Genomic DNA, 20,900 nt, shown 5'->3' on the forward strand with positions numbered 1-20,900 from the left:
GGCGCCGGGAAAGGGGACAGACTGATGGTAAGCCGAGCCGAACGTGGCCCCGTGGCCGACTGGTTCTGGACGATCGACAGATTTTTTCTCGCCGCCTTCATCCTGCTGATGGGCGTGGGCTTCATGCTCTCCTTCGCCGCAAGCCCCCCGGTCGCCGAACGGCTCGGCCTCGACAGCTTCCACTTCGTCAAGCGCCATGCGCTCTTCCTCCTGCCGTCGCTGGTGGTGATGGTCGGCATCTCCTTTCTCTCGCCGCGACAGGTGCGGCGCACGGCGATCATCCTGCTCGTGATTTCCACGGCGATGATGGTGCTGGCTCTGTTCTTCGGCCAGGAGGTCAAGGGTTCCAGGCGGTGGCTGTCGCTCGCCGGCATTTCGATACAGCCCTCGGAATTCATGAAGCCCGCCTTTGTCGTGGTCTGCGCCTGGCTTTTCGCCGAACATGCACGGCAGCCGGAAATTCCCGGCAATCTGCTTTCGATCCTCCTCTTCGGTATCGTCGGGGCGCTCCTCGTCGCCCAGCCCGACCTCGGCCAGACCATCCTCACGACGGTGGTCTGGGGCGGCATGTTCTTCATGGCGGGCATGCCATGGCTCTGGATCATCGTGCTCGCGTCGGTGGCGATAGGCGGGTTTTTCGCCGCCTATTCCATCCTGCCTCACGTCGCCGGCCGCATCGACCGGTTCCTGACCGGAGAAGGCGATACGTTCCAGGTGGATACGGCCCGCGAGGCGATCATTCGCGGTGACTGGTTCGGCCGCGGCCCGGGCGAGGGCGTGGTGAAGCGCATCATTCCGGACAGCCATACGGACTTCATCTTCTCCGTCGCTGCGGAGGAGTTCGGCATCGTCTTCTGCATGGTCGTCGTCGTGATTTTCGCCTTCGTGGTTATGCGCGGCCTCAATCATGCCTTCCGTGAGCGCAACGATTTCAACCGGTTCGCGGTTGCCGGGCTGGTCCTGCAAATCGGCATTCAGTCGATGATCAATATCGGCGTGAATCTGGAGCTGCTTCCGGCCAAGGGCATGACGCTCCCGCTGATTTCCTATGGCGGGTCGTCGATGGTGGCGATCTGCGTGACAGCGGGATTCATTCTGGCACTGACGCGTCATCGGCCCGAGAAGCGTGCCGTCGAGCGCAGCCTCTTTCGATCGGGCGTCGGAGTGCCGGCGGAGTGAGACATGGATAAAGGCATCATTCTTCTTGCCGCCGGCGGGACCGGCGGGCACCTCTTTCCAGCCGAGGCGCTGGCGCATGAGCTGAAAGCGACGGGTTATTCCGTGCATCTGGTGACGGACAGCCGTGCCGAACGCTTCACGGGGAAGTTCCCGGCCGACGAGATTCATGTCGTGCCGTCGGCGACGATCGGCTCGAAGAATCCGGTGAAACTCGCCCGGTCGGTGTGGAAGCTCTGGACGGGTCTGAGGGCGGCCCGGCGATTGATTGCCAGGCTTAAGCCCAGGGCCGTCGTCGGCTTCGGCGGCTACCCGACGGTGCCGCCGCTGCTTGCGGCCACGGGCATGGGCATTCCGTCCATCATCCACGAACAGAACGCGGTGATGGGCCGCGCCAACAAAATGCTCGCATCGCGGGTCAAGGCCGTCGCCGGCGGCTTTCTTCCGGAAGGCACCGGAGCCTTCGCGGCGAAGACCGTGGCGACCGGAAACCCTGTGCGCCCCGCGGTACTGAAGGCTGCCGGGGTTCCTTATGCGCCGGCTGCCGGCGATGCGCCCTTTCATCTCGTGGTCTTCGGTGGCAGCCAGGGCGCGCAATTCTTCTCGAAAGCGGTGCCGCAGGCGGTCTGCCGGCTCGACGACGCGCTGCGCCAGCGGCTGAAGGTGACGCAGCAGGCCCGGCCCGAGGACCGGGAAGGCGTCATCGCGGTCTACGAGAAGCTCGGCGTTCCCGCTGAGGTCTCCCCCTTCTTCACCGACATGGCCGGTCGGATCGCTTCGGCGCAGCTCCTTATCTGCCGCTCGGGCGCTTCCACCGTTTCGGAAATCTCGGTCATCGGGCGCCCGGCGATCCTGGTGCCATATCCCTACGCTCTCGACCACGACCAGGCAGCCAATGCCGCCGCACTCGCCGCGAAAGGGGGGGCGCGCGTGATCGCGCAGGTGGAGCTCAGCGCCGAGCGCCTCGCCGGCATCCTTGCGGATGCGATGAGCAACCCGGATGCGCTGGCGCAGATGGCGGCTGGCGCCCGCCAGACCGGCAAGCCGGATGCCGCGCGCTTGCTTGCCTTGCTGGTAGAGGCTATTGCCAGCGGCTCGACAGTCGCGAAGTTCAAGGAAACACGCTCATGAAGATGCCGAAGACGATCGGGCTCGTACATTTCATTGGTATCGGCGGCATCGGCATGAGCGGTATTGCCGAAGTCCTGCACAATCTCGGCCATCGCGTCCAGGGTTCCGACCAGGCCGACAGCGCCAATGTGCAGCGTCTGCGGGAAAAGGGCATCAGCATCTCCATCGGGCACAAAGCGGAAAATCTCGGCGATGCCGAGGTGGTCGTCGTCTCGACGGCGATCAAGAAGGACAATCCCGAGCTCATCGCTGCGCGCGAGAAATTCCTGCCGGTCGTGCGCCGGGCCGAGATGCTTGCCGAGCTGATGCGCTTCCGAAATGCAATTGCGATCGGCGGGACCCACGGCAAGACGACGACGACCTCGATGGTCGCCGCCCTGCTCGATGCGGGCGGCCTCGATCCGACCGTGATCAACGGCGGCATCATCAACGCCTACGGCACCAATGCGCGCATGGGCGCCGGCGAATGGATGGTGGTCGAAGCGGACGAATCCGACGGCACGTTCCTGAAGCTGCCGGCCGACATCGCGGTCGTCACCAATATCGATCCCGAACATCTCGACCACTACGGCAGTTTCGACGCCGTGCGCGCCGCCTTCCGGCAGTTCGTCGAGAACGTGCCCTTTTACGGATTTGGCGTGCTGTGTCTCGACCATCCGGAAGTCCAGTCCATGGTCGGCAAGATCGAGGACCGGAAGGTCGTCACCTACGGCGAGAACCCCCAGGCCGACGTGCGCTTCCACAATATCCGCATGGACGGTGCGACCTCCATCTTCGATATCGAGATCCGCCGCCGCCGCACGGGCCAGGTGATCGAGATCAAGGATCTCAGGCTGCCGATGCCCGGACGCCATAATGTCTCGAACGCCACGGCTGCCGTAGCGGTCGCACAGCGGCTCGGCATCAAGCCCGAGGACATAGCGAGAGGTCTTGCCACCTTTGGCGGCGTCAAGCGCCGCTTCACGCTGACGGGCGAATGGAACGGCGCGCGCATCTTCGACGATTACGGCCACCACCCGGTCGAGATCAGGGCAGTCCTGAGGGCGGCGCGGGAGGCGTGCCAGGGGCGCATCGTCGCGGTCCACCAGCCGCATCGCTATTCGCGCCTGTCGAGCCTCTTCGAGGACTTCACCTCCTGCTTCAACGACGCCGATACGATCCTGCTCGCTCCGGTCTATGCGGCCGGCGAGGAAGCCATAGAGGGCGTCAGTTCGGAAGCGCTTGTCGACCGCATCAAGGCTGCCGGCCATCGCGATGCCCGCCACGTCCCCGGACAGGAGGCACTGGCGCCTGTTATCGCGAAGATTGCGCAGCCGGGCGATTTTGTGGTTCTCTTGGGAGCTGGCAGCATTACCTATTGGGCCGCGGCCTTGCCCAAGCAGCTCGCGGAAATTTCAGGAAATCGAGCATGAAACAGGTCAACGGTCAGAAACTTCTCGATTCGCTCGGAAGCGGCGTCGCTGCAATCCGCGGACGTCTCACGCCCGATGCCCCGATGGACCGCGTCACCTGGTTTCGTGCGGGCGGCCTTGCCGAACTCATGTTCCAGCCGCACGACACCGACGACCTCGTCGCCTTCCTGAAGCTGGTGCCCGAAGAGGTGCCGGTGATGGTCGTCGGCGTGGGCTCCAACCTGCTCGTGCGCGACGGCGGTATTCCGGGCGTCGTCATCCGGCTTTCTGCGAAGGGCTTCGGCGATCTCGAACTCGCCGGTGAAAACCGCATCAAGGCGGGCGCGATCTGCCCGGACAAGAACATCGCCGCCATGGCGCTCGACCATGGCATCGGCGGCTTCTACTTCTATTACGGCATTCCCGGTTCGATCGGCGGGGCACTCCGCATGAACGCCGGCGCCAATAGCGGCGAAACCAGCGAACGCGTCGTCGAGGTCCATGCCGTCGACCGCAAGGGCAACAGGCATGTCCTGAGCAAAGCGGAGATGGGCTATGGCTACCGCCATTCCGGCGCGGCCAAGGAGCTGATTTTCACGCATGCGATCTTCGAGGGTTATGCGGAAGACAAGACCAAGATCCGCACCGACATGGACGCCGTGCGCCAGCATCGCGAAACGGTGCAGCCGATCCGCGAGAAGACCGGCGGATCCACCTTCAAGAACCCGGACGGCCATTCGGCCTGGAAGCTGATCGACGAGGCCGGCTGCCGCGGGATGATGATCGGCAATGCCCAGATGTCGCCGCTTCACTGCAATTTCATGATCAATACCGGACAGGCGACGGGCTACGAGCTCGAATATCTCGGTGAGACCGTGCGCCAGCGGGTGATGGAGCATTCGGGCGTGAAGCTGGAATGGGAAATCAAGCGGGTCGGCAATTTCATGCCGGGCTACGAAATCAGGGAATTCCTCGGCCGCGCCACGGCCTGAGCCGAAATCAGGACCAAAGAAAAGGGCCGCGACGGATATCCGCCGCGGCCCTTTTTCAGGATTATTCCATCTCAGCCCGAGACCTCTTCCTCGTTCGAAAGAAGCAGGCAGACGAGCGTGATCGAAGCCGCCGCCAGCAGATAGTAGCCGACATGGCCGAGGCTGTAATTGGTCGCGAGCCAGGTGGCGATGTAGGGCGCCAGCGACGCGCCGAAGATGCCGGCGAGGTTGAAGGTCATCGAGGCGCCGGTGTAGCGCACTGCGGTCGGGAAGGGGGCGGCCAGTGCGGCGCCGATCGGCCCGTAGGTGAGGCCCATCAGGCCGAGGCCGACGATCGAGAAGACGAAGGCCCCGCCGAGACCGGATGACAGGAGCGGTGCCATGAAGAGGCCGAAAACGCCGATCCCGATCGTCGTCAGTACCAGCACGAGACGGCGGCCGAAGCGGTCCGAAAGGATGCCGGAGACGGGGATCATCAGGCCGAAGAAGACGACGCCCGTCATCTGTACGAGGAGGAACTGTTCGCGCGAATAGCCGAGCTTGGTCGTGCCCCAGGAGAGCGAGAAGACGGTCATCAGATAGAACAGGACGAAGGTCGCGAGCGCCACGAAGGTGCCGAGTACGAGGCTTCGCTTGTGCGAGCGGAAGATCGCGGCGACCGGCACCTCGACGCGCTCGTGCTTGTCGATCGCCTTCTGGAATTCCGGCGTTTCGGTGATCTTCAGGCGGACATAGAGGCCGACGATCACGAGCAGCACGCTGGCGATGAAGGGAACGCGCCAGCCCCAGGCGAGGAAGGCCTCTTCGCTCATGACCTCGCCGAGGATGAGGAAGGTTCCGGCCGACAGGATGAAGCCGATCGGCGCGCCGAGTTGCGGGAACATGGCGTACCAGCTCCGCTTGCCTTCAGGCGCATTCTCGGTGGCGAGCAAAACCGCGCCGCCCCATTCGCCGCCGAGGCCGAGGCCCTGGCCGAAGCGGCAGAGGGCAAGCAGCAGCGGTGCCACGACGCCGATCGTCGAATAGGTGGGCAACAGGCCGATGACGACCGTCGAGATGCCCATGGTCATCAGCGCGGCGACGAGCGTCGCCTTGCGGCCGATCCTGTCGCCGAAGTGACCGAAGATCACGGCGCCGAGCGGGCGGGCGAAGAAGGCGATCGAGAAGGTGGCGAGGGACTGCAGCATTGCCGAGGTCGGATCGGCTGCAGGGAAGAAGAGGTGCGGGAAGATGATCACCGCTGCGGTCGCATAGACATAGAAGTCGAAGAATTCGATCGTCGTGCCGACGAGGCTGGCGAACAGCACCCGGGCAGGGGAGTTCACGGCCTGCCGATGCAACGCACCATCCTGCGGCGACAGCGAGGTTGTCGCGTCTGTCATTGGTTCGTTCCTGGAGCAATTGGCGGGAAAGCGAGTAACTCTCCCCCGCCGGAATTGCGTAGTTTCATAGGGTTAGATCAGTTCGCTGTCCGATGGACACAATCAAACGATCTGGCGGTCATGCCGTCTTGGGAGGCGGGCGGCCGGTTCTTAGCGCAAGTTTTCACATCGAGAAAGCCTGATTTCGTAAGAAATGCGAACTAAATGCGCTTGCCGGCGAAGGAATATTCCACCGGCATATCGCCGCCCGTGTGCTCGATCAGCCGGCATTCCCGCCTACGCGAATTCATTGTCTTCCCGTATTGCGGGCATCGCCTGAAAATACATCTCCCGCTTGACGGGAATCGAATACTGGAGAACTCTCGCCGGCGAAGCGTTTTGCTTCGGTTCGGGGGAATATTCATGTTCAGGAAGCTCTCTGTGGAATTTCTCGGTACTTTCTGGCTCGTTCTCGGCGGGTGCGGCAGCGCCGTGCTTGCCGCTGCCTTCCCGGAGGTCGGCATCGGCCTGCTTGGGGTCTCCTTTGCCTTCGGCCTTACGGTGCTGACCATGGCCTATGCGGTCGGCGGGATTTCGGGCGGTCATTTCAATCCGGCGGTATCGGTCGGGCTTGCCGTTGCCGGCAGAATGCCGCCGGCAAGCCTCGTCGGTTACATCCTCGCGCAGGTCGCCGGCGCGATCGCCGCAGCTGCCGTGCTCTACGTGATCGCCAGCGGCAAGGCCGATTTCCAGCTTGGCGGTTTTGCCGCCAATGGCTACGGCGAACACTCGCCGGGCGGTTATTCGTTGACGGCGGCGCTCGTCACCGAGGTCGTCATGACCGCCTTTTTCCTGCTCATCATTCTTGGCTCGACGCATAGCCGTGTGCCTGTGGGCTTCGCGCCCATCGCCATCGGCCTGGGGCTGACCTTGATTCACCTCGTCTCGATCCCGGTCACCAACACCTCGGTCAATCCGGCGCGTTCGACCGGACAGGCTCTGTTCGTCGGCGATTGGGCGATTTCCCAGCTCTGGCTCTTCTGGGTCGCGCCGCTGATCGGTGCGGTCATCGCCGGAATCGTATGGAAGATCGTCGGCGACGATAGCTAGGTCGAGAAAGATAGCGCGACGCAAGGCCTTGTAGAGCCCGCCTGCACACGCAGGCGGGCTCTACCTTTCCTAAGATTATTTCCCTTGCAAGCCACAGAAAGCTCTGATTCAGCTAGGAAATCTTGTCTCTGGTTGATTCTTGACGGGTGTCGCCGAAGCGCGTTTCGCGGCGAGAGTTAACCAAAGTAAACACTTCATTAACCATAATGTCGTTGTAGTGGTTCTACGCGGCGGTCTCGCGAATCGCGGCTTCGAAATCAGCCAGGTGCAAGCAAGCTTCGCGATAGTGGCGTATTGTTTGGGGGTTTGAATGAGCAGCAAGCATGTTGCTGTCCTGTTGGGCGGATTTTCCTCGGAGAGGCCGGTGAGCCTGTCTTCGGGGACTGCTTGCGCGGATGCCCTGGAGGCCGAAGGCTATCGCGTCACGCGCGTCGATGTCGGTCGCGACGTCGCGGCGGTTCTTCAGGAATTGCGTCCGGATGTCGTCTTCAACGCGCTTCATGGGCCGTTCGGCGAGGACGGGACGATCCAGGGCATTCTCGAATATCTCGAGATTCCCTATACCCATTCGGGCGTTTTAGCCTCGGCGCTGGCCATGGATAAAGATCAGGCAAAGCATGTCGCCAAGGCTGCCGGCATTCCGGTTGCCGAAGCCTTGGTCATGGACCGGCGCAGCTTCGGCAATCAGCACCCGATGAAGCCGCCTTACGTGGTGAAGCCGGTCCGCGAGGGGTCGAGCTTCGGAGTGGTGATCGTCAAGGAGGATCAGTCGCATCCGCCTCAGGTGATCACCTCGAGCGAGTGGCGCTACGGCGACCGCGTCATGGTCGAGCGCTATATTGCGGGGCGCGAATTCACCTGCGGTGTCATGGGCGACGTCGCCCTCGGCGTCACTGAAATCATTCCGCAGGGGCACGCCTTCTACGATTACGACTCGAAATACGTAAAAGGTGGTTCGAAGCACGTCATACCTGCACAGATTTCACCAAATATTTACCAAAAAATACAAACACTGGCGTTGAAGGCGCATCAGGCGATCGGTTGCCGCGGCGTCAGCCGGTCCGACTTTCGTTTCGACGATCGTGGGGATGGTGAGGGCGAGTTGATCTGGCTCGAGATCAACACCCAACCCGGCATGACCCCAACATCCCTGGTGCCCGAAATGGCGCAGCATGCTGGCCTTCAGTTCGGTGAATTTCTCAGGTGGATGGTGGAGGACGCGTCGTGCTTGCGCTGAGGGGCAGAAGGGGCAAGAGGGTTCGTTACCCGGCCGACGGTGTCGCCGAGGCGGATGAAGCGTTCGTCCTGCCGCGGCCGCTGCGCAGGGGCGTGCGCTTTCTGATCAGCCTTGGCGCCGGTCGAATCCGCTTCCCGAATCATACCGGAACAGTAGCCGCCGCAGCTTTCATGGTGGCGACGGGCCTCTATGGCATGTCGCTCGGCGGCCATACGCAGAGCTTCGCGCAGGTCTCGACGACTGCCGCCGGCTTCGCGATCGAGGACGTCCGCGTCTCCGGCAACGCGCAGACCTCCGAGATCGACATCCTCCAGCAGCTCGGCCTGGACGGCACGACGTCACTGGTGGCGCTCGATATCGAGGAGGCGCGTCGGCTGATCGGCGAACTGCCCTGGGTCGAGACCGTCACGGTTCGCAAGGTCTATCCGGGCACGATCGAGGTCGTTCTCAAGGAGCGCGAAGCCTTCGGTATCTGGCAGCACGGATCGGATCTCTCGCTCATAGAGCGCAGCGGCAGCGTCATCGCGCCGCTCAGGGACAACAAGTTCGCCAGCCTGCCGCTTTTCGTCGGCCGCGACGCGGAGACGGCGGCGGCCGCGTTCTACGACGAGTTTTCCCGCTGGCCGGAGTTCCGCTCCCGCGTCAAGGCCTTCGTGCGCGTGGCCGGGCGCCGCTGGGATCTGCGGCTCAACAACGGCGTCGTGGTGAAGCTTCCGGAAAAGGATGTCGCCCGCGCGATGAGCGTGCTCGCCGGTATGCAAGACACGCATCAATTGCTCGAGCGCGACATCGCCGCCGTCGATCTCAGGCTCGAAGACCGCACGACCGTACAGTTGACGCCGGAAGCTGTGAAGCGCCGGGAAGTCGCACTCAAGGCGAGGGAGAAGATGCTGAAAGCCCAGGAGAAGCGGATATGAGTTTGTTCGGATCCGCCAATTTCGGCCTTCCGCGTCTGAAGCCCTTGCCCTCGAAGCGGTCGCATGTCGTGTCGGTGCTCGATATCGGCTCGACCAAGGTGGTATGCATGATCGGCCGCCTGACGCCGCGTGCCGAGAGCCAGATCCTGCCCGGGCGCACGCACAGCATCGAGGTCATCGGCATCGGTCACCAGAAGTCGCGGGGCGTCAAGAATGGCGTCATCGCCGATCTCGATGCGGTCGAAAGCGTCGTCCGGCTTGCGGTCGATGCAGCCGAGCGCATGGCGGGACTGACGATCGACAGCCTCATCGTGAATGTTTCAGCCGGCCGCCTGCAGAGCGACGTCTATACCGCGACGATCGATCTCGGCGGGCAGGAGGTCGAGGCGAACGATCTGAAGAAGGTACTCGCTGCCGCGGGGCACCAGTCGCTGCGCACCGACCGCGCCATCCTGCACTCTCTGCCGACCGGCTTCTCGCTGGACGGCGAGCGCGGCATCCGCGACCCGCTGGCGATGTTCGGTGACGTTCTCGGCGTCGACATGCATGTGCTGACGGCGGAGCGGCCCGCACTGAAGAACCTCGAGCTCTGCGTCAATCGCGCTCACCTCTCGGTCGAGGGCATGGTCGCGACGCCTTATGCCAGCGGGCTTGCGGCACTCGTGGATGACGAGGTCGAGCTCGGATGTGCGGCCATCGACATGGGTGGCGGTACGACGACGATCTCGGTTTTCGCCGAAGGCAAGCTCGTCCATGCGGACGCCGTCGGCCTTGGCGGCCACCACGTCACGACCGATCTGGCGCGCGGCCTGTCCACCCGCATCGAGGATGCCGAGCGTCTGAAGGTCGTGCACGGTTCGGCGCTTCCGAACAGCGCGGACGAGCGCGATATCATTTCGGTTCCGCCGATCGGCGAAGACGACCGCGACCAGCCGACGCACGTGCCGCGCGCTCTGGTCTCGCGCATCGTTCGCGCTCGCATCGAAGAGACGCTGGAACTCATACGCGACCGCATCCAGCGGTCCGGTTTCAGCCCGATCGTCGGCAAGCGCATCGTCTTGACGGGGGGAGCCAGCCAGCTGACCGGTCTGCCGGAAGCGGCGCGGCGCATTCTTGCGCGCAATGTCCGCATCGGCCGCCCGCTCGGCGTATCCGGCCTGCCGGCCGCTGCCAAGGGCCCGGCCTTTTCCACGGCCGTCGGGCTGATGATCTACCCTCAGGTCGCCGACCTCGAGACACATGCCGCCGGCAGCGGCATGTTCTCCACCCTCGGCGGCAACAGCCGTTTCGCCCGGATGGGGCAATGGCTGAAAGAAAGTTTCTAGATCGGTCGGCATATCGCCGGACGAGACAGGTGTTCGAGTTTGAAGGAATTGGCCGGCTCGGCAAGGCGGCCAGGGAAAGAGAAGGAACAGGACATGGCCATCAACTTGCAGAAGCCGGACATTACCGAGCTGAAGCCGCGTATCACGGTCTTCGGCGTCGGCGGCGGCGGCGGCAACGCCGTCAACAACATGATCACCGCCGGGCTCCAGGGCGTCGATTTCGTCGTCGCCAACACGGATGCCCAGGCACTCACCATGACCAAGGCCGAGCGGATCATCCAGATGGGTGTTGCCGTCACCGAAGGTCTTGGTGCCGGCTCGCAGCCGGAAGTCGGCCGTGCGGCCGCTGAAGAATGCATCGACGAGATCATCGATCACCTGCAGGGCACGCATATGTGCTTCGTCACCGCCGGCATGGGCGGCGGCACCGGCACGGGTGCTGCTCCGATCGTCGCCCAGGCTGCCCGCAACAAGGGTATCCTCACCGTCGGCGTCGTCACCAAGCCCTTCCATTTCGAAGGCGGACGCCGCATGCGGATCGCCGACCAGGGTATTTCCGATCTTCAGAAGTCGGTCGACACCCTGATCGTCATTCCGAACCAGAACCTCTTCCGCATCGCCAATGACAAGACGACCTTCGCGGACGCCTTCGCCATGGCCGACCAGGTTCTTTATTCGGGCGTCGCCTGCATCACCGACCTCATGGTCAAGGAAGGCCTCATCAACCTCGACTTCGCCGACGTCCGTTCGGTGATGCGCGAAATGGGCCGCGCCATGATGGGTACGGGCGAAGCCTCCGGCGAGGGCCGCGCAATGGCCGCTGCGGAAGCCGCGATCGCCAACCCGCTGCTCGACGAAACCTCGATGAAGGGCGCTCAGGGTCTGCTCATCTCCATCACCGGTGGCCGCGACCTCACGCTCTTCGAGGTGGATGAGGCTGCGACGCGTATCCGCGAGGAGGTCGATCCGGACGCCAACATCATTCTCGGCGCGACCTTCGACGAAGAGCTCGAAGGCCTCATTCGGGTTTCCGTCGTCGCCACCGGCATCGACCGCACGGCCGCGGAGGTGGCCGGCCGCTCCGCCGACTTTCGTCCGGTAGCGCCGAAGCCGATCGTCCGCCCGTCCGCCGCCGTTCCGGCTCAGCCGCAGCCGACTGTCTCGCTGCAGCCGGTGCCGCAGCCGCAGCCGGTGCAGCAGCCGCTCCAGCAGCAGAATGTCGACCACATCGCGCTCGCCATTCGCGAGGCCGAAATGGAGCGCGAGCTCGACATCGCTGCGCGCGCCCAGGTCGCCGCACCGGCACCGCAGCCGCAGCCCCACCTCCAGGAAGAGGCCTTCCGTCCGCAGAGCAAGCTCTTCGCCGGCGTCGCTCCGACGGAGGCCGCACCGGTCATGCGGCCGGCGCAGCCGGCACCGCGCCCGGTCGAGATGCAGGCGCCCGTCCAGCCGCAGATGCAGGCGCAGCCGGTCCAGCAGGAGCCCACCCAGGTCGTGCGGCAGCAGGCCGAGCCGGTACGCATGCCGAAGGTCGAGGACTTTCCGCCGGTCGTGAAGGCAGAAATGGATTACCGGACGCAGCCGGCGCCTGCGCATCAGGAAGAACGCGGGCCGATGGGACTCCTGAACCGGATCACCAGCTCGCTCGGGCTGCGTGAACGGGAAGCGACGAATGTCTCGTCCGACATGACCGCCGCGGCACCGAGCGCCGCCTCGCAACAGCGCCGGCCGCTTTCGCCGGAAGCCAGCCTCTATGCGCCGCGTCGCGGCCAGCTCGACGATCACGGTCGCGCTGCACCGCAGATGCGGTCGCATGAAGACGATCAGCTCGAAATTCCGGCGTTCCTGCGCCGCCAGTCGAGCTGATACCTACGGCGCCGTGCGTCCGATCGGACGCGCAATGTCGCCGTAGTACTTTCAGTCGCCGCAGTTTTTCCTGAGCCGGCTCCGGTTCAGGGAAACATGCGGAGGCTGTTCCTTCACCTTGCCGATGCCCGGGCGCCAGCCCGGGCATTTTTCGATTTTTTACGCGAAATCAGAAGCTTATCAATTGCATTGCGCGCATATGAATTGCGTAACAAAACGAAACGAACAGTGATTTGGAATGGTGCCTCCAAACTCTTATTTTCAAGATCGGAATTGGGGACGCATACGATTCGATCGGGCGCTGTTAGTTCGAAGACGAGATTTCCGCCGGCTGCGCGGGTCCCGGTACTTCGTCTTGTGTCTTGAGCAGCGTGGCACCCTTTAGGATTTTGGCCGAAGGCCGCCTTGATTGAAAGTGACGAGAATGGGAATCGAACTGCTCGGGTTTCAGACGACGATCGCAAACCCGATAACCCTCAAGGGAATTGGCGTTCACTCCGGTGCGGAAGTCGAGATCACCTTCCAGCCGGCCGATGCCGACGTCGGGATCGTGTTCCAGCGTGTGCTTGCCGGCGGCCGGCTGAGCGAATTCCGGGCCGTCTCGTCGCAGGTCGGCAACACCGATCTGTGCACCGTCCTTGGCCTCTCGCCGGCAACCTCGATCGCGACGATCGAGCATGTCATGGCGGCGGTCTATGCGCTCGGCCTCGACAACCTGTTGATCGAGGTGCATGGCGCTGAAATGCCGATCATGGACGGCAGCTCAGCCCCCTTTATCGAGGCGATCGAGCAGGCAGGTATTCATTCGCTTGCCGAGAAGCGCCGCTATATCCGCATTCTCAAGCCGGTGCGCATCGAATCGGGCGCTTCCTGGTCGGAATTCACGCCCTATGACGGCATGCGCTTCGAAGTCGAGATCGACTTCGACTGCCCGCTGATCGGCCGTCAGGCATGGAAGGGCGACATGACGCCTTCCGTTTTCAAGCGGGAGCTGTCGCGGGCGCGTACCTTCGGCTTCATGCGCGATGTGGAGCGCCTCTGGGCAGGCGGTTTCGCGCTCGGCTCGTCACTCGAGAACTCCGTGGTAATTTCGGACGACAACACGGTCATCAATGTCGAGGGCCTGCGGTATACGGACGAGTTCGTCCGCCACAAGACGCTCGATGCCGTAGGCGATCTTTCGCTGGCGGGTGCTCCCTTCCTCGGCTGCTACCGCTCCTATCGCGGCGGGCACCGGATGAATGCCAATGCCCTCAAGGCATTGCTCAGCGATCCGACCGCCTATGAGGTGGTGGAAACGGCAACGCCGCGCCAGCGCACCCGTTCGCGGGACATGGTGGCGGTTGCCGCACCGGGCTTTGCGCCCTGGTCCGCCTGACGGCATAGGATATTCCTTCTCCAGTCGCCGGCCGAAAGGCCGGCATTTTCATGATGATTCGATAGTTGCCCTGAGTAACGCGTGTTCTTCGGCACCTATTTTCACGGTGCCAGAGGCGCTTTACACATCCGAAAAGGGGTGCAGCGCTGCAGCGCGCCACAAATTTGCATGAATTGCCGATCATGACGTTGCGGTCTTGAGGTAACTTGCTCTAAAACGCGCAAGTCTGGCGCGATGCTAGGCGCTGAGTGAAACGGGAATATCCGATGGTTCTTGCAGTTTCTGTCGACATAAGAAAATCAGCGCGCGTCGCCGCGGTCGTTCTTGCGGCTATCGCCGGCTCCAGTCTGATCACGGCCTGCCAGAACGATCCGGACATCGACATCACCAAGCTCACGGCCGAGACCGATCCGCCGGACGTGCTCTACAACCAGGGCCTCGCAAACCTGAACGCCGGCAAGACGACGGAAGCGGCGCGGAAGTTCGAGGCGATCGACAAGCAGCATCCGTTCTCCGAATATGCCCGGAAAGCGCTGGTGATGAATGCATTCGTTGCCTATCGCAACGGCCAGTATCAGGACGCGATCAACTCGACCAACCGCTACCTGAATCTTTATCCGCAGTCGGAAGACGCAGCCTACGCGCAATATATCCAGGGCCTCGCCTATACGAAGCAGATTCCGTCGGTGACGCAGGATCAAAGACCCGCGGCGAAGGCGATCGAGGCGATGCAGGTGGTCGTCGACAAGTATCCGGACTCCGAATATGTCGACGATGCGCAGGCAAAGATCCGCTTTGCACGCGACCAGCTCGCCGGCAAGGAGATGCAGGTCGGCCGCTATTATCTCGAGCGCAAAGAATATCTGGCAGCGATTTCGCGCTTCCGCACCGTCGTCGAGCGGTATCCGACCACCAATCAGGTCGAGGAAGCGCTCGCCCGCCTCGTCGAAGCCTATTATGCGATGGGCGTGACCGGGGAAGCCCAGACGGCGGCAGCGGTTCTCGGGCATAACTACCCCGACAGCCAATGGTATGCAGACTCCTACAAGCTGCTGCAATCCGGCGGGCTTGAGCCGCGCGAAACCGGCACGTCCTGGATCGCGCGGGCGGGAAAGAACCTCATCGGCGCGTGATTTTCCCGGCGCCTGACAACGAAGATATGAAACCGGATGCTCGCCCAGCTCGCGATCCGCGATATCGTCCTGATCGAACGGCTTGACCTCAGCTTCGATGCCGGGCTTTCGGTGCTGACCGGCGAAACCGGCGCGGGCAAATCCATTCTTCTCGACAGTCTGTCGCTTGCGCTGGGCGGCCGCGGCGACGGTTCGCTCGTGCGCCACGGCGAGGACAGGGGCCAGGTTACCGCTGTCTTCGACGTCCCGGCCGGCCATACGGCGCGGCTCTTCCTGCGCGAGAACGGCATCGACGACGATGGCGATCTGATCTTCCGCCGCGTGCAATCGGCCGACGGCCGCACCAAGGCGTTCATCAACGACCAGCCGGTGAGCGTTCAGCTGATGCGGCAGGTCGGCCAGACGCTCGTTGAAATTCACGGCCAGCACGACGATCGGGCGCTTGTCGATACCGACGCGCACCGCACGCTGCTCGATGCTTTCGGCGGCACCACCGAAGCTGCGGAAGACGTCGCGGCCTTCTATCGCGCCTGGAAGGATGCCGAGCGCTGTCTGAAGAAACACCGCGAGAAGGTGGAGGCAGCAGCCCGCGAGGCGGACTATCTGCGTTCCTCCGTCGAGGAACTCGAGACGCTTTCGCCACGCGACGGCGAAGAGGAGGAACTCGCCGAGAACCGGGCCCGAATGATGAAGGCCGAGCGCATTGCCGGGGACATCAGCGAGGCATCCGAGTTTCTGAACGGCAACGCCTCGCCGGTACCGCTCATCGCGTCGCTCGTCCGGCGGCTCGAACGCAAGAGCCATGAGGCACCCGGCCTGCTCGAAGAGACAGTCGAGCTTCTGGACGGGGCGCTGAACCAGCTTGCGGATGCCCAGATGGCGGTCGAGCGCGCGCTCCGCGACACCGAATTCGATCCGAAGGAGCTAGAGCGCGTCGAGGAGCGGCTTTTTGCTCTGCGCGCCGCGAGCCGCAAATATTCAGTTCCCGTCACCGAACTGCCGGCACTTGCCGCGCGGATGATCGCAGATCTTGCCGATCTCGACGCCGGCGAAGAGAAGCTGAAGCAACTGGAAATACAGGTCGCCGAAGCCAGGGCGGCCTTCGACGTTGCGGCCCGCTCACTTTCCGAGAAGCGCCACAATACGGCTGCTGCACTTTCGGCCGCCGTCATGGAAGAACTGCCTGCGCTGAAGCTCGAACGCGCCCGTTTCATGGTCGAGGTGACGAGCGACCCGGGATCGCCGACGGCCGACGGGATCGATGCGGTCGAGTTCCACGTCCAGACCAATCCCGGCACCAGGCCGGGACCGATCATGAAGGTCGCTTCGGGTGGCGAGCTCTCCCGCTTCCTGCTCGCGCTGAAAGTGGCGCTCGCCGATCGCGGTTCGGCGCCGACGCTCGTCTTCGACGAGATCGATACCGGCGTCGGTGGCGCCGTGGCGGATGCGATCGGCCAGCGCTTGAAGCGGCTTTCGAAAACCGTGCAGGTGCTTTCCGTCACCCATGCGCCGCAGGTTGCTGCGCGGGCGGCGACGCATCTCCTGATTTCGAAGGGGCCTTCCGCGGAAAAGACCGAGATGATCGCGACCCGCGTCGCCCGCATGGACGAAGCGGCACGCACGGAAGAGATCGCCCGCATGCTCGCCGGCGCCTCGATTACCGAGGAGGCGAGGGCCGCAGCCGCGCGATTGCTCGCCGGCAACGGTTGAATAGCCCTCACGTTCCTTCGCGTCGGTTACCCTCAAAATCGATTCCGATTTGAGGAATCATGCAGTAAAAGCGACTCCAAAGTTCTGGAGCCGCATCCATGCTGAATCAAAGAAAATCCGTCGAACAATTGAACGAAGCGGAAGCTGCCGAGGAACTCGCCTTCCTGGCGGCGGAGCTTGCCCGCCACGACATGCTTTATCACGGCAAGGATGCTCCGGAGATTTCGGATGCGGACTACGATGCGCTGAAGCGGCGGAACGATCTGATCGAAGAGCGCTTCCCGGTACTTGTCCGCGAGGACAGTCCCTCGCGGAAGGTCGGTGCCGCACCCTCGCTGACCTTCGCGCCGGTCGTTCATGCGCGGCCGATGCTGTCGCTCGACAATACCTTCTCGGACGAGGATGCCCGCGCATTCGTCGCCGGTGTCTACCGCTTCCTCGGCAAGCTCCCGGACGGCTCGATCGCCTTCACGGCCGAGCCGAAGATCGACGGGCTGTCCATGTCGCTGCGCTACGAAAACCGGCGGCTCGTCACGGCAGCTACCCGCGGCGACGGCACGACCGGGGAAAACGTCACCGCCAATGTCCGCACCATCGGCATGATCCCGCAGACGCTTCCCGCGGACGCGCCTGATGTCGTCGAGATCCGCGGCGAGATCTATATGGCGAAATCGGACTTCGCCGCGCTCAATGCCGAAATGGCGGCGCAGGGCAGGCCGCTCTATGTCAACCCGCGCAATACGGCGTCGGGTTCGCTCCGTCAGCTGGACGCGAAGGTGACGGCGAACCGCAAGCTGCGCTTCTTCGCCTATGCCTGGGGCGAGATGTCGGCGATGCCGGCGGATACGCAGCTCGGCATGGTGGAGACCTTCAAGGCCTGGGGATTCCCGGTCAATCCGCTGATGCAGCGCTTCTTCTCCGCCGACGAGCTCCTGGAGCACTATCACCATATCGAGCGGGAGCGTCCGGACCTCGACTACGACATCGACGGCGTCGTCTACAAGGTCGACCGGCTCGATCTGCAGGCCAGGCTCGGCTTCCGCTCGCGCAGTCCGCGCTGGGCAACGGCGCACAAGTTTCCGGCCGAACAGGCTTTCACGCGTCTGAAGGGCATCGACATTCAGGTCGGCCGTACCGGCGCCCTGACGCCCGTCGCGCGGCTGGAGCCGATCACCGTCGGGGGCGTCGTCGTCACCAACGCCACGCTGCACAACGAGGACTATATCCGCGGCGTCGGCAACACCGGTGAGCCGATCCGCGATGGGCGCGACGTCCGTATCGGCGACATGGTTATCGTCCAGCGGGCAGGGGACGTGATCCCCCAGATCGTCGACGTGGTGATGGACGAGCGGCCGGAAGGCGCCGAGCCCTACAGGTTTCCGACGACGTGCCCCATCTGCGGCAGCCATGCGGTGCGTGACATCAACGAAAAGACGGGCAAGGTGGATGCCGTGCGCCGCTGCACGGGCGGCTTCGTCTGCCGTGCGCAGGCGGTCGAGCATCTGAAGCATTTCGTCTCGCGCAATGCCTTCGACATCGAAGGCCTCGGCTCCAAGCAGATCGAGTTCTTCTTCGAAAGCGAAGACGAGAATCTGAGGATCCGCACCGCCCCTGAGATCTTCACGCTCGAACGCCGCCAGGAGGCATCGCTCAACAAGCTCGAGAACACCGACGGATTCGGCAAGGTAAGCGTCCGCAAGCTGTACGAGGCGATCAATGCCCGCCGCTCGATAGCGCTTCATCGCCTGATCTATGCGCTAGGCATCCGCCATGTGGGCGAGACGACGGCCAAGCTGCTTGCGCGCTCCTATGGCAGCTACGAGCATTTCGGGGCCGCCATGACCGAGGCGGCGGGCTTTTCGGGAGATGCCTGGAACGAGCTGAACAGCATCGACGGCATTGGCGAGGTGGTCGCGCGCGCCATTGTCGAGTTCTATAAGGAGCCGCGCAACCTGAAGGTCGTTTCCGAGCTGCTGCAAGAGGTTACGCCGGAAAGCGCGGAGTTGCCCGTCGCGACCGGCAGCCCCGTCGCGGGGAAGACGGTGGTCTTCACCGGATCTCTCGAGAAGATGACGCGCGAGGAGGCGAAGGCGAAGGCGGAGAGTCTCGGCGCCAAGGTGGCGGGATCGGTGTCGAAGAAGACCGACATCGTCGTCGCCGGCCCCGGCGCCGGCTCGAAGCTCGACAAGGCCCGCGAACTCGGCGTCCAGACGATGGACGAGGACGAGTGGCTGGCGCTGATTGGCGGGTAGAGCGTTCACTTGCCCCTCATCCGCCTGCCGGCACCTTCTCCCCGCAAGCGGGGCGAAGGGGACTCGCGGTGATGCTCCGCTTCTCGGGCGCTCAAGGAGAAATGGCGATCCAGCAGCTTGTCCCTTCTCCCCGCCTGCGGGGAGAAGGTGGCGGCAGCCGGTTGAGGGGCATCCCGTGTGACCCGTTACAGCGGCGCGCGTCTTATCAGACGCGCAAAGGTCGCTGTAGCACTTTGATCTGCTGCATGTTTTTGTCCTTTAATCGGATACGATTAAAGGAAACATGCAGTAGTTTAGATCGTCACGCCTGCTGCTGTGCCGACATGTCCATCCACATGAACTCCCAGACGTGGCCGTCCAGGTCCTGGAAGCTGATGCCGTACATGAAGCCGTAGTCGATTGCCGGCTTCCATGGCTTGCCGCCCGCGGCAATAGCCTTGTCGAACATGTCGTCGCATTCGGCACGGCTCGCGGCGGAGAGCGCAGTGATGACCTCGGTGCCCTTGGCCGTGTCGCTGATCTCGCCGACTATGAAGCTACGGAATTTCGGCTCGGTCAGAAGCATGGCGAAGATATTGTCGTCGATGACCATGCAGGCGGCGGTCTCGTCGGAAAACTGCTCGTTGAATGTGAAGCCCAGAGCGGAGAAGAAGGACCGGGAGGCTTTCAGATCCTTGACCGGCAGGTTGACGAAAATCATGCGCATGGGGTGCTCCTTGTTGAAGATGGGATGAGCCAAGGACGAAGACATGTGCCGCATGCCGACAGGTCTCGCCGAATTTTGTCGCCCGCTCATAGTCGACTACGTCTGATGCGCCGATCAGGTGCGGCGCTTCGAATTTGAGCCCATTTCCGTTTGTATTTTTGCGCTGCACAAGATAGAGCTTGCAGCCAAAATTTGTGCAATTGCCTTTTCGCGGGGCTGGCGCCCGCAGCCGCGCGTCTTATCGAACGCGCAACTGTCGCTGTAGCATTTTGACGATGCAGGAGCCATATCAGCGAAGCGGGGCGTGTCCAACGTCCCGGCGGATTGGAGGGTCCGGAATGAGAACCATCAGCACCATCGCCGATCTGCGAGAGGCCCTTGCCGAGCATCGGCGCGCGGGCAGATCCATCGGATTGGTCCCCACCATGGGCTATCTTCATGTCGGCCATATGGAGCTCGTGCGCCGCGCCGGCAGCGAGAACGACGTGGTCGTCGCCAGCATATTCGTCAATCCGCTGCAGTTCGGCGCGAATGAGGATCTTGGCAAATATCCGCGCGACCTCGCCCGCGATCAGGCGCTGCTGACCGATGGCGGCGTCGATTTCCTTTTTGCCCCCGGCGTTTCCGACATGTATCCGCGCCCGATGGAAACGGTGGTCGACGTGCCGAAGCTCGGCTCCGAACTCGAAGGCGCAGTGAGGCCCGGCCATTTTGCAGGCGTCGCGACGGTCGTGACCAAGCTCTTCAACATCGTCCAGCCGGACCGCGCCTATTTCGGCGAAAAGGATTTCCAGCAGCTCCAGATCATCCGGCGCATGGTCGAGGATCTGGCGCAGCCGGTTACGGTCATCGGCGTACCGACGGTGCGCGAGGAGGACGGGCTCGCCTGTTCGTCGCGCAACGTCTATCTGACGACGCAAGAGCGGCGTGCAGCCGCGATCGTGCCGAAGGCGCTGGACGAGGCCGAGCGGCTGATCGCAAGCGGCGTCACCGAACCGGCCGAGGTCGAGAAGCGTGTCTTGGAATTTCTCGCCGGCGAGCCGCTGGCCCGGCCGGAAGTGGTGGCGCTGCGCGACCCGGAAACGCTTGGGCCGGTCAGCGAGATCGAAGAAAAGCCGGTCCTGCTCCTGCTCTTCGTCCGCTTCGGCACCACGAAGCTGCTCGACAACCGCGTGATTGCCCCGAAATCCGCCCGTTTTGCAAAGGTAGCCTGAG

Annotated in this window: 16 protein-coding genes; 14 read left to right on the forward strand and 2 right to left on the reverse strand. The window is 63.3% G+C overall.

Going from position 1 to position 20,900, the window contains the following annotated elements:
* Positions 1–24: 24 nt before the first annotated feature.
* From ftsW to murB, 4 genes are read left to right on the forward strand one after another with little or no spacing between them, the layout of a single operon-like run.
* The gene (gene ftsW, locus JOH52_RS13075; protein WP_003529129.1) at positions 25–1,179 is read left to right on the forward strand and encodes a putative lipid II flippase FtsW; all 1,155 of its coding nucleotides are present in this window, start codon (positions 25–27) and stop codon (positions 1,177–1,179) included.
* A 3-nt stretch (positions 1,180–1,182) separates the two neighbouring features.
* A complete protein-coding gene (murG, locus tag JOH52_RS13080; RefSeq protein WP_010969747.1) occupies positions 1,183–2,307 on the forward strand; it encodes an undecaprenyldiphospho-muramoylpentapeptide beta-N-acetylglucosaminyltransferase in 1,125 nt (374 codons plus the stop codon).
* A complete protein-coding gene (gene murC, locus JOH52_RS13085) occupies positions 2,304–3,719 on the forward strand; it encodes a UDP-N-acetylmuramate--L-alanine ligase (RefSeq protein WP_003529126.1) in 1,416 nt (471 codons plus the stop codon). The genes murG and murC overlap by 4 nt, the downstream gene beginning before the upstream one ends.
* Positions 3,716–4,690, forward strand: coding sequence for a UDP-N-acetylmuramate dehydrogenase (gene murB / locus JOH52_RS13090; protein ID WP_010969746.1), 975 nt, complete (start codon positions 3,716–3,718; stop codon positions 4,688–4,690). Before murC ends, murB begins: the two co-directional genes overlap by 4 nt.
* A 71-nt stretch (positions 4,691–4,761) precedes the next feature.
* Here the strand turns inward: murB and JOH52_RS13095 are convergent, their stop codons facing one another.
* Positions 4,762–6,072: an MFS transporter gene (locus JOH52_RS13095; protein WP_003529121.1), complete on the reverse strand. Its 1,311-nt coding sequence runs from the start codon at positions 6,070–6,072 to the stop codon at positions 4,762–4,764.
* Between the two features lie 402 nt (positions 6,073–6,474).
* On the opposite strand from JOH52_RS13095, the gene aqpZ reads away from it, so the two are divergent.
* The 9 genes from aqpZ (at position 6,475) to ligA (ending at position 18,979) form a co-directional block, all read left to right on the forward strand.
* Positions 6,475–7,161 (forward strand): aquaporin Z, encoded by a 687-nt coding sequence (aqpZ, locus tag JOH52_RS13100; protein ID WP_003529119.1) that lies wholly within the window; start codon positions 6,475–6,477, stop codon positions 7,159–7,161.
* Positions 7,162–7,471: 310 nt separating this feature from the next.
* Entirely contained in the window at positions 7,472–8,398 is a 927-nt protein-coding gene (locus JOH52_RS13105; protein WP_010969744.1) for a D-alanine--D-alanine ligase, read from the forward strand.
* Positions 8,386–9,315 (forward strand): cell division protein FtsQ, encoded by a 930-nt coding sequence (gene ftsQ, locus JOH52_RS13110; RefSeq protein WP_010969743.1) that lies wholly within the window; start codon positions 8,386–8,388, stop codon positions 9,313–9,315. Before JOH52_RS13105 ends, ftsQ begins: the two co-directional genes overlap by 13 nt.
* Entirely contained in the window at positions 9,312–10,640 is a 1,329-nt protein-coding gene (gene ftsA, locus JOH52_RS13115) for a cell division protein FtsA (RefSeq protein WP_010969742.1), read from the forward strand. The genes ftsQ and ftsA overlap by 4 nt, the downstream gene beginning before the upstream one ends.
* Before the next feature lie 93 nt (positions 10,641–10,733).
* Positions 10,734–12,506, forward strand: a complete 1,773-nt coding sequence (gene ftsZ, locus JOH52_RS13120; RefSeq protein WP_010969741.1) for a cell division protein FtsZ — start codon at positions 10,734–10,736, stop codon at positions 12,504–12,506.
* Positions 12,507–12,930: 424 nt separating this feature from the next.
* A complete protein-coding gene (lpxC, locus tag JOH52_RS13125; RefSeq protein WP_013844639.1) occupies positions 12,931–13,884 on the forward strand; it encodes a UDP-3-O-acyl-N-acetylglucosamine deacetylase in 954 nt (317 codons plus the stop codon).
* A gap of 266 nt (positions 13,885–14,150) precedes the next feature.
* Entirely contained in the window at positions 14,151–15,017 is an 867-nt protein-coding gene (locus JOH52_RS13130; protein ID WP_003529108.1) for an outer membrane protein assembly factor BamD, read from the forward strand.
* Between the two features lie 36 nt (positions 15,018–15,053).
* Entirely contained in the window at positions 15,054–16,727 is a 1,674-nt protein-coding gene (gene recN / locus JOH52_RS13135) for a DNA repair protein RecN (protein ID WP_010969739.1), read from the forward strand.
* A 98-nt stretch (positions 16,728–16,825) separates the two neighbouring features.
* Positions 16,826–18,979 carry an NAD-dependent DNA ligase LigA gene (ligA, locus tag JOH52_RS13140; protein WP_017267199.1) on the forward strand — a complete coding sequence of 718 codons (2,154 nt, stop codon included), beginning with the start codon at positions 16,826–16,828 and terminating at the stop codon, positions 18,977–18,979.
* A 301-nt stretch (positions 18,980–19,280) separates the two neighbouring features.
* On the opposite strand, the gene JOH52_RS13145 is transcribed toward ligA, so the two are convergent.
* Positions 19,281–19,685, reverse strand: coding sequence for a VOC family protein (locus JOH52_RS13145; protein ID WP_010969737.1), 405 nt, complete (start codon positions 19,683–19,685; stop codon positions 19,281–19,283).
* A 338-nt stretch (positions 19,686–20,023) separates the two neighbouring features.
* On the opposite strand from JOH52_RS13145, the gene panC reads away from it, so the two are divergent.
* Positions 20,024–20,899 carry a pantoate--beta-alanine ligase gene (panC, locus tag JOH52_RS13150; RefSeq protein WP_010969736.1) on the forward strand — a complete coding sequence of 292 codons (876 nt, stop codon included), beginning with the start codon at positions 20,024–20,026 and terminating at the stop codon, positions 20,897–20,899.
* Position 20,900: the final 1 nt, after the last annotated feature.

Source organism: Sinorhizobium meliloti, assembly GCF_017876815.1.
Classification (GTDB): Bacteria; Pseudomonadota; Alphaproteobacteria; order Rhizobiales; family Rhizobiaceae; genus Sinorhizobium; species Sinorhizobium meliloti.

What these genes read in the sequence shown, in the direction of transcription:
- JOH52_RS13145 (WP_010969737.1), bottom strand. Translation starts at nt 19,685, where the DNA reads ATGCGCATGATTTTCGTCAACCTGCCGGTCAAGGATCTGAAAGCCTCC.
- JOH52_RS13130 (WP_003529108.1), top strand. Translation starts at nt 14,151, where the DNA reads ATGGTTCTTGCAGTTTCTGTCGACATAAGAAAATCAGCGCGCGTCGCC.
- JOH52_RS13095 (WP_003529121.1), bottom strand. Translation starts at nt 6,072, where the DNA reads ATGACAGACGCGACAACCTCGCTGTCGCCGCAGGATGGTGCGTTGCAT.
- ftsA (WP_010969742.1), top strand. Translation starts at nt 9,312, where the DNA reads ATGAGTTTGTTCGGATCCGCCAATTTCGGCCTTCCGCGTCTGAAGCCC.
- ftsZ (WP_010969741.1), top strand. Translation starts at nt 10,734, where the DNA reads ATGGCCATCAACTTGCAGAAGCCGGACATTACCGAGCTGAAGCCGCGT.
- murB (WP_010969746.1), top strand. Translation starts at nt 3,716, where the DNA reads ATGAAACAGGTCAACGGTCAGAAACTTCTCGATTCGCTCGGAAGCGGC.
- JOH52_RS13105 (WP_010969744.1), top strand. Translation starts at nt 7,472, where the DNA reads ATGAGCAGCAAGCATGTTGCTGTCCTGTTGGGCGGATTTTCCTCGGAG.
- ligA (WP_017267199.1), top strand. Translation starts at nt 16,826, where the DNA reads ATGCTGAATCAAAGAAAATCCGTCGAACAATTGAACGAAGCGGAAGCT.
- ftsW (WP_003529129.1), top strand. Translation starts at nt 25, where the DNA reads ATGGTAAGCCGAGCCGAACGTGGCCCCGTGGCCGACTGGTTCTGGACG.
- aqpZ (WP_003529119.1), top strand. Translation starts at nt 6,475, where the DNA reads ATGTTCAGGAAGCTCTCTGTGGAATTTCTCGGTACTTTCTGGCTCGTT.
- murC (WP_003529126.1), top strand. Translation starts at nt 2,304, where the DNA reads ATGAAGATGCCGAAGACGATCGGGCTCGTACATTTCATTGGTATCGGC.
- panC (WP_010969736.1), top strand. Translation starts at nt 20,024, where the DNA reads ATGAGAACCATCAGCACCATCGCCGATCTGCGAGAGGCCCTTGCCGAG.
- recN (WP_010969739.1), top strand. Translation starts at nt 15,054, where the DNA reads ATGCTCGCCCAGCTCGCGATCCGCGATATCGTCCTGATCGAACGGCTT.
- lpxC (WP_013844639.1), top strand. Translation starts at nt 12,931, where the DNA reads ATGGGAATCGAACTGCTCGGGTTTCAGACGACGATCGCAAACCCGATA.
- murG (WP_010969747.1), top strand. Translation starts at nt 1,183, where the DNA reads ATGGATAAAGGCATCATTCTTCTTGCCGCCGGCGGGACCGGCGGGCAC.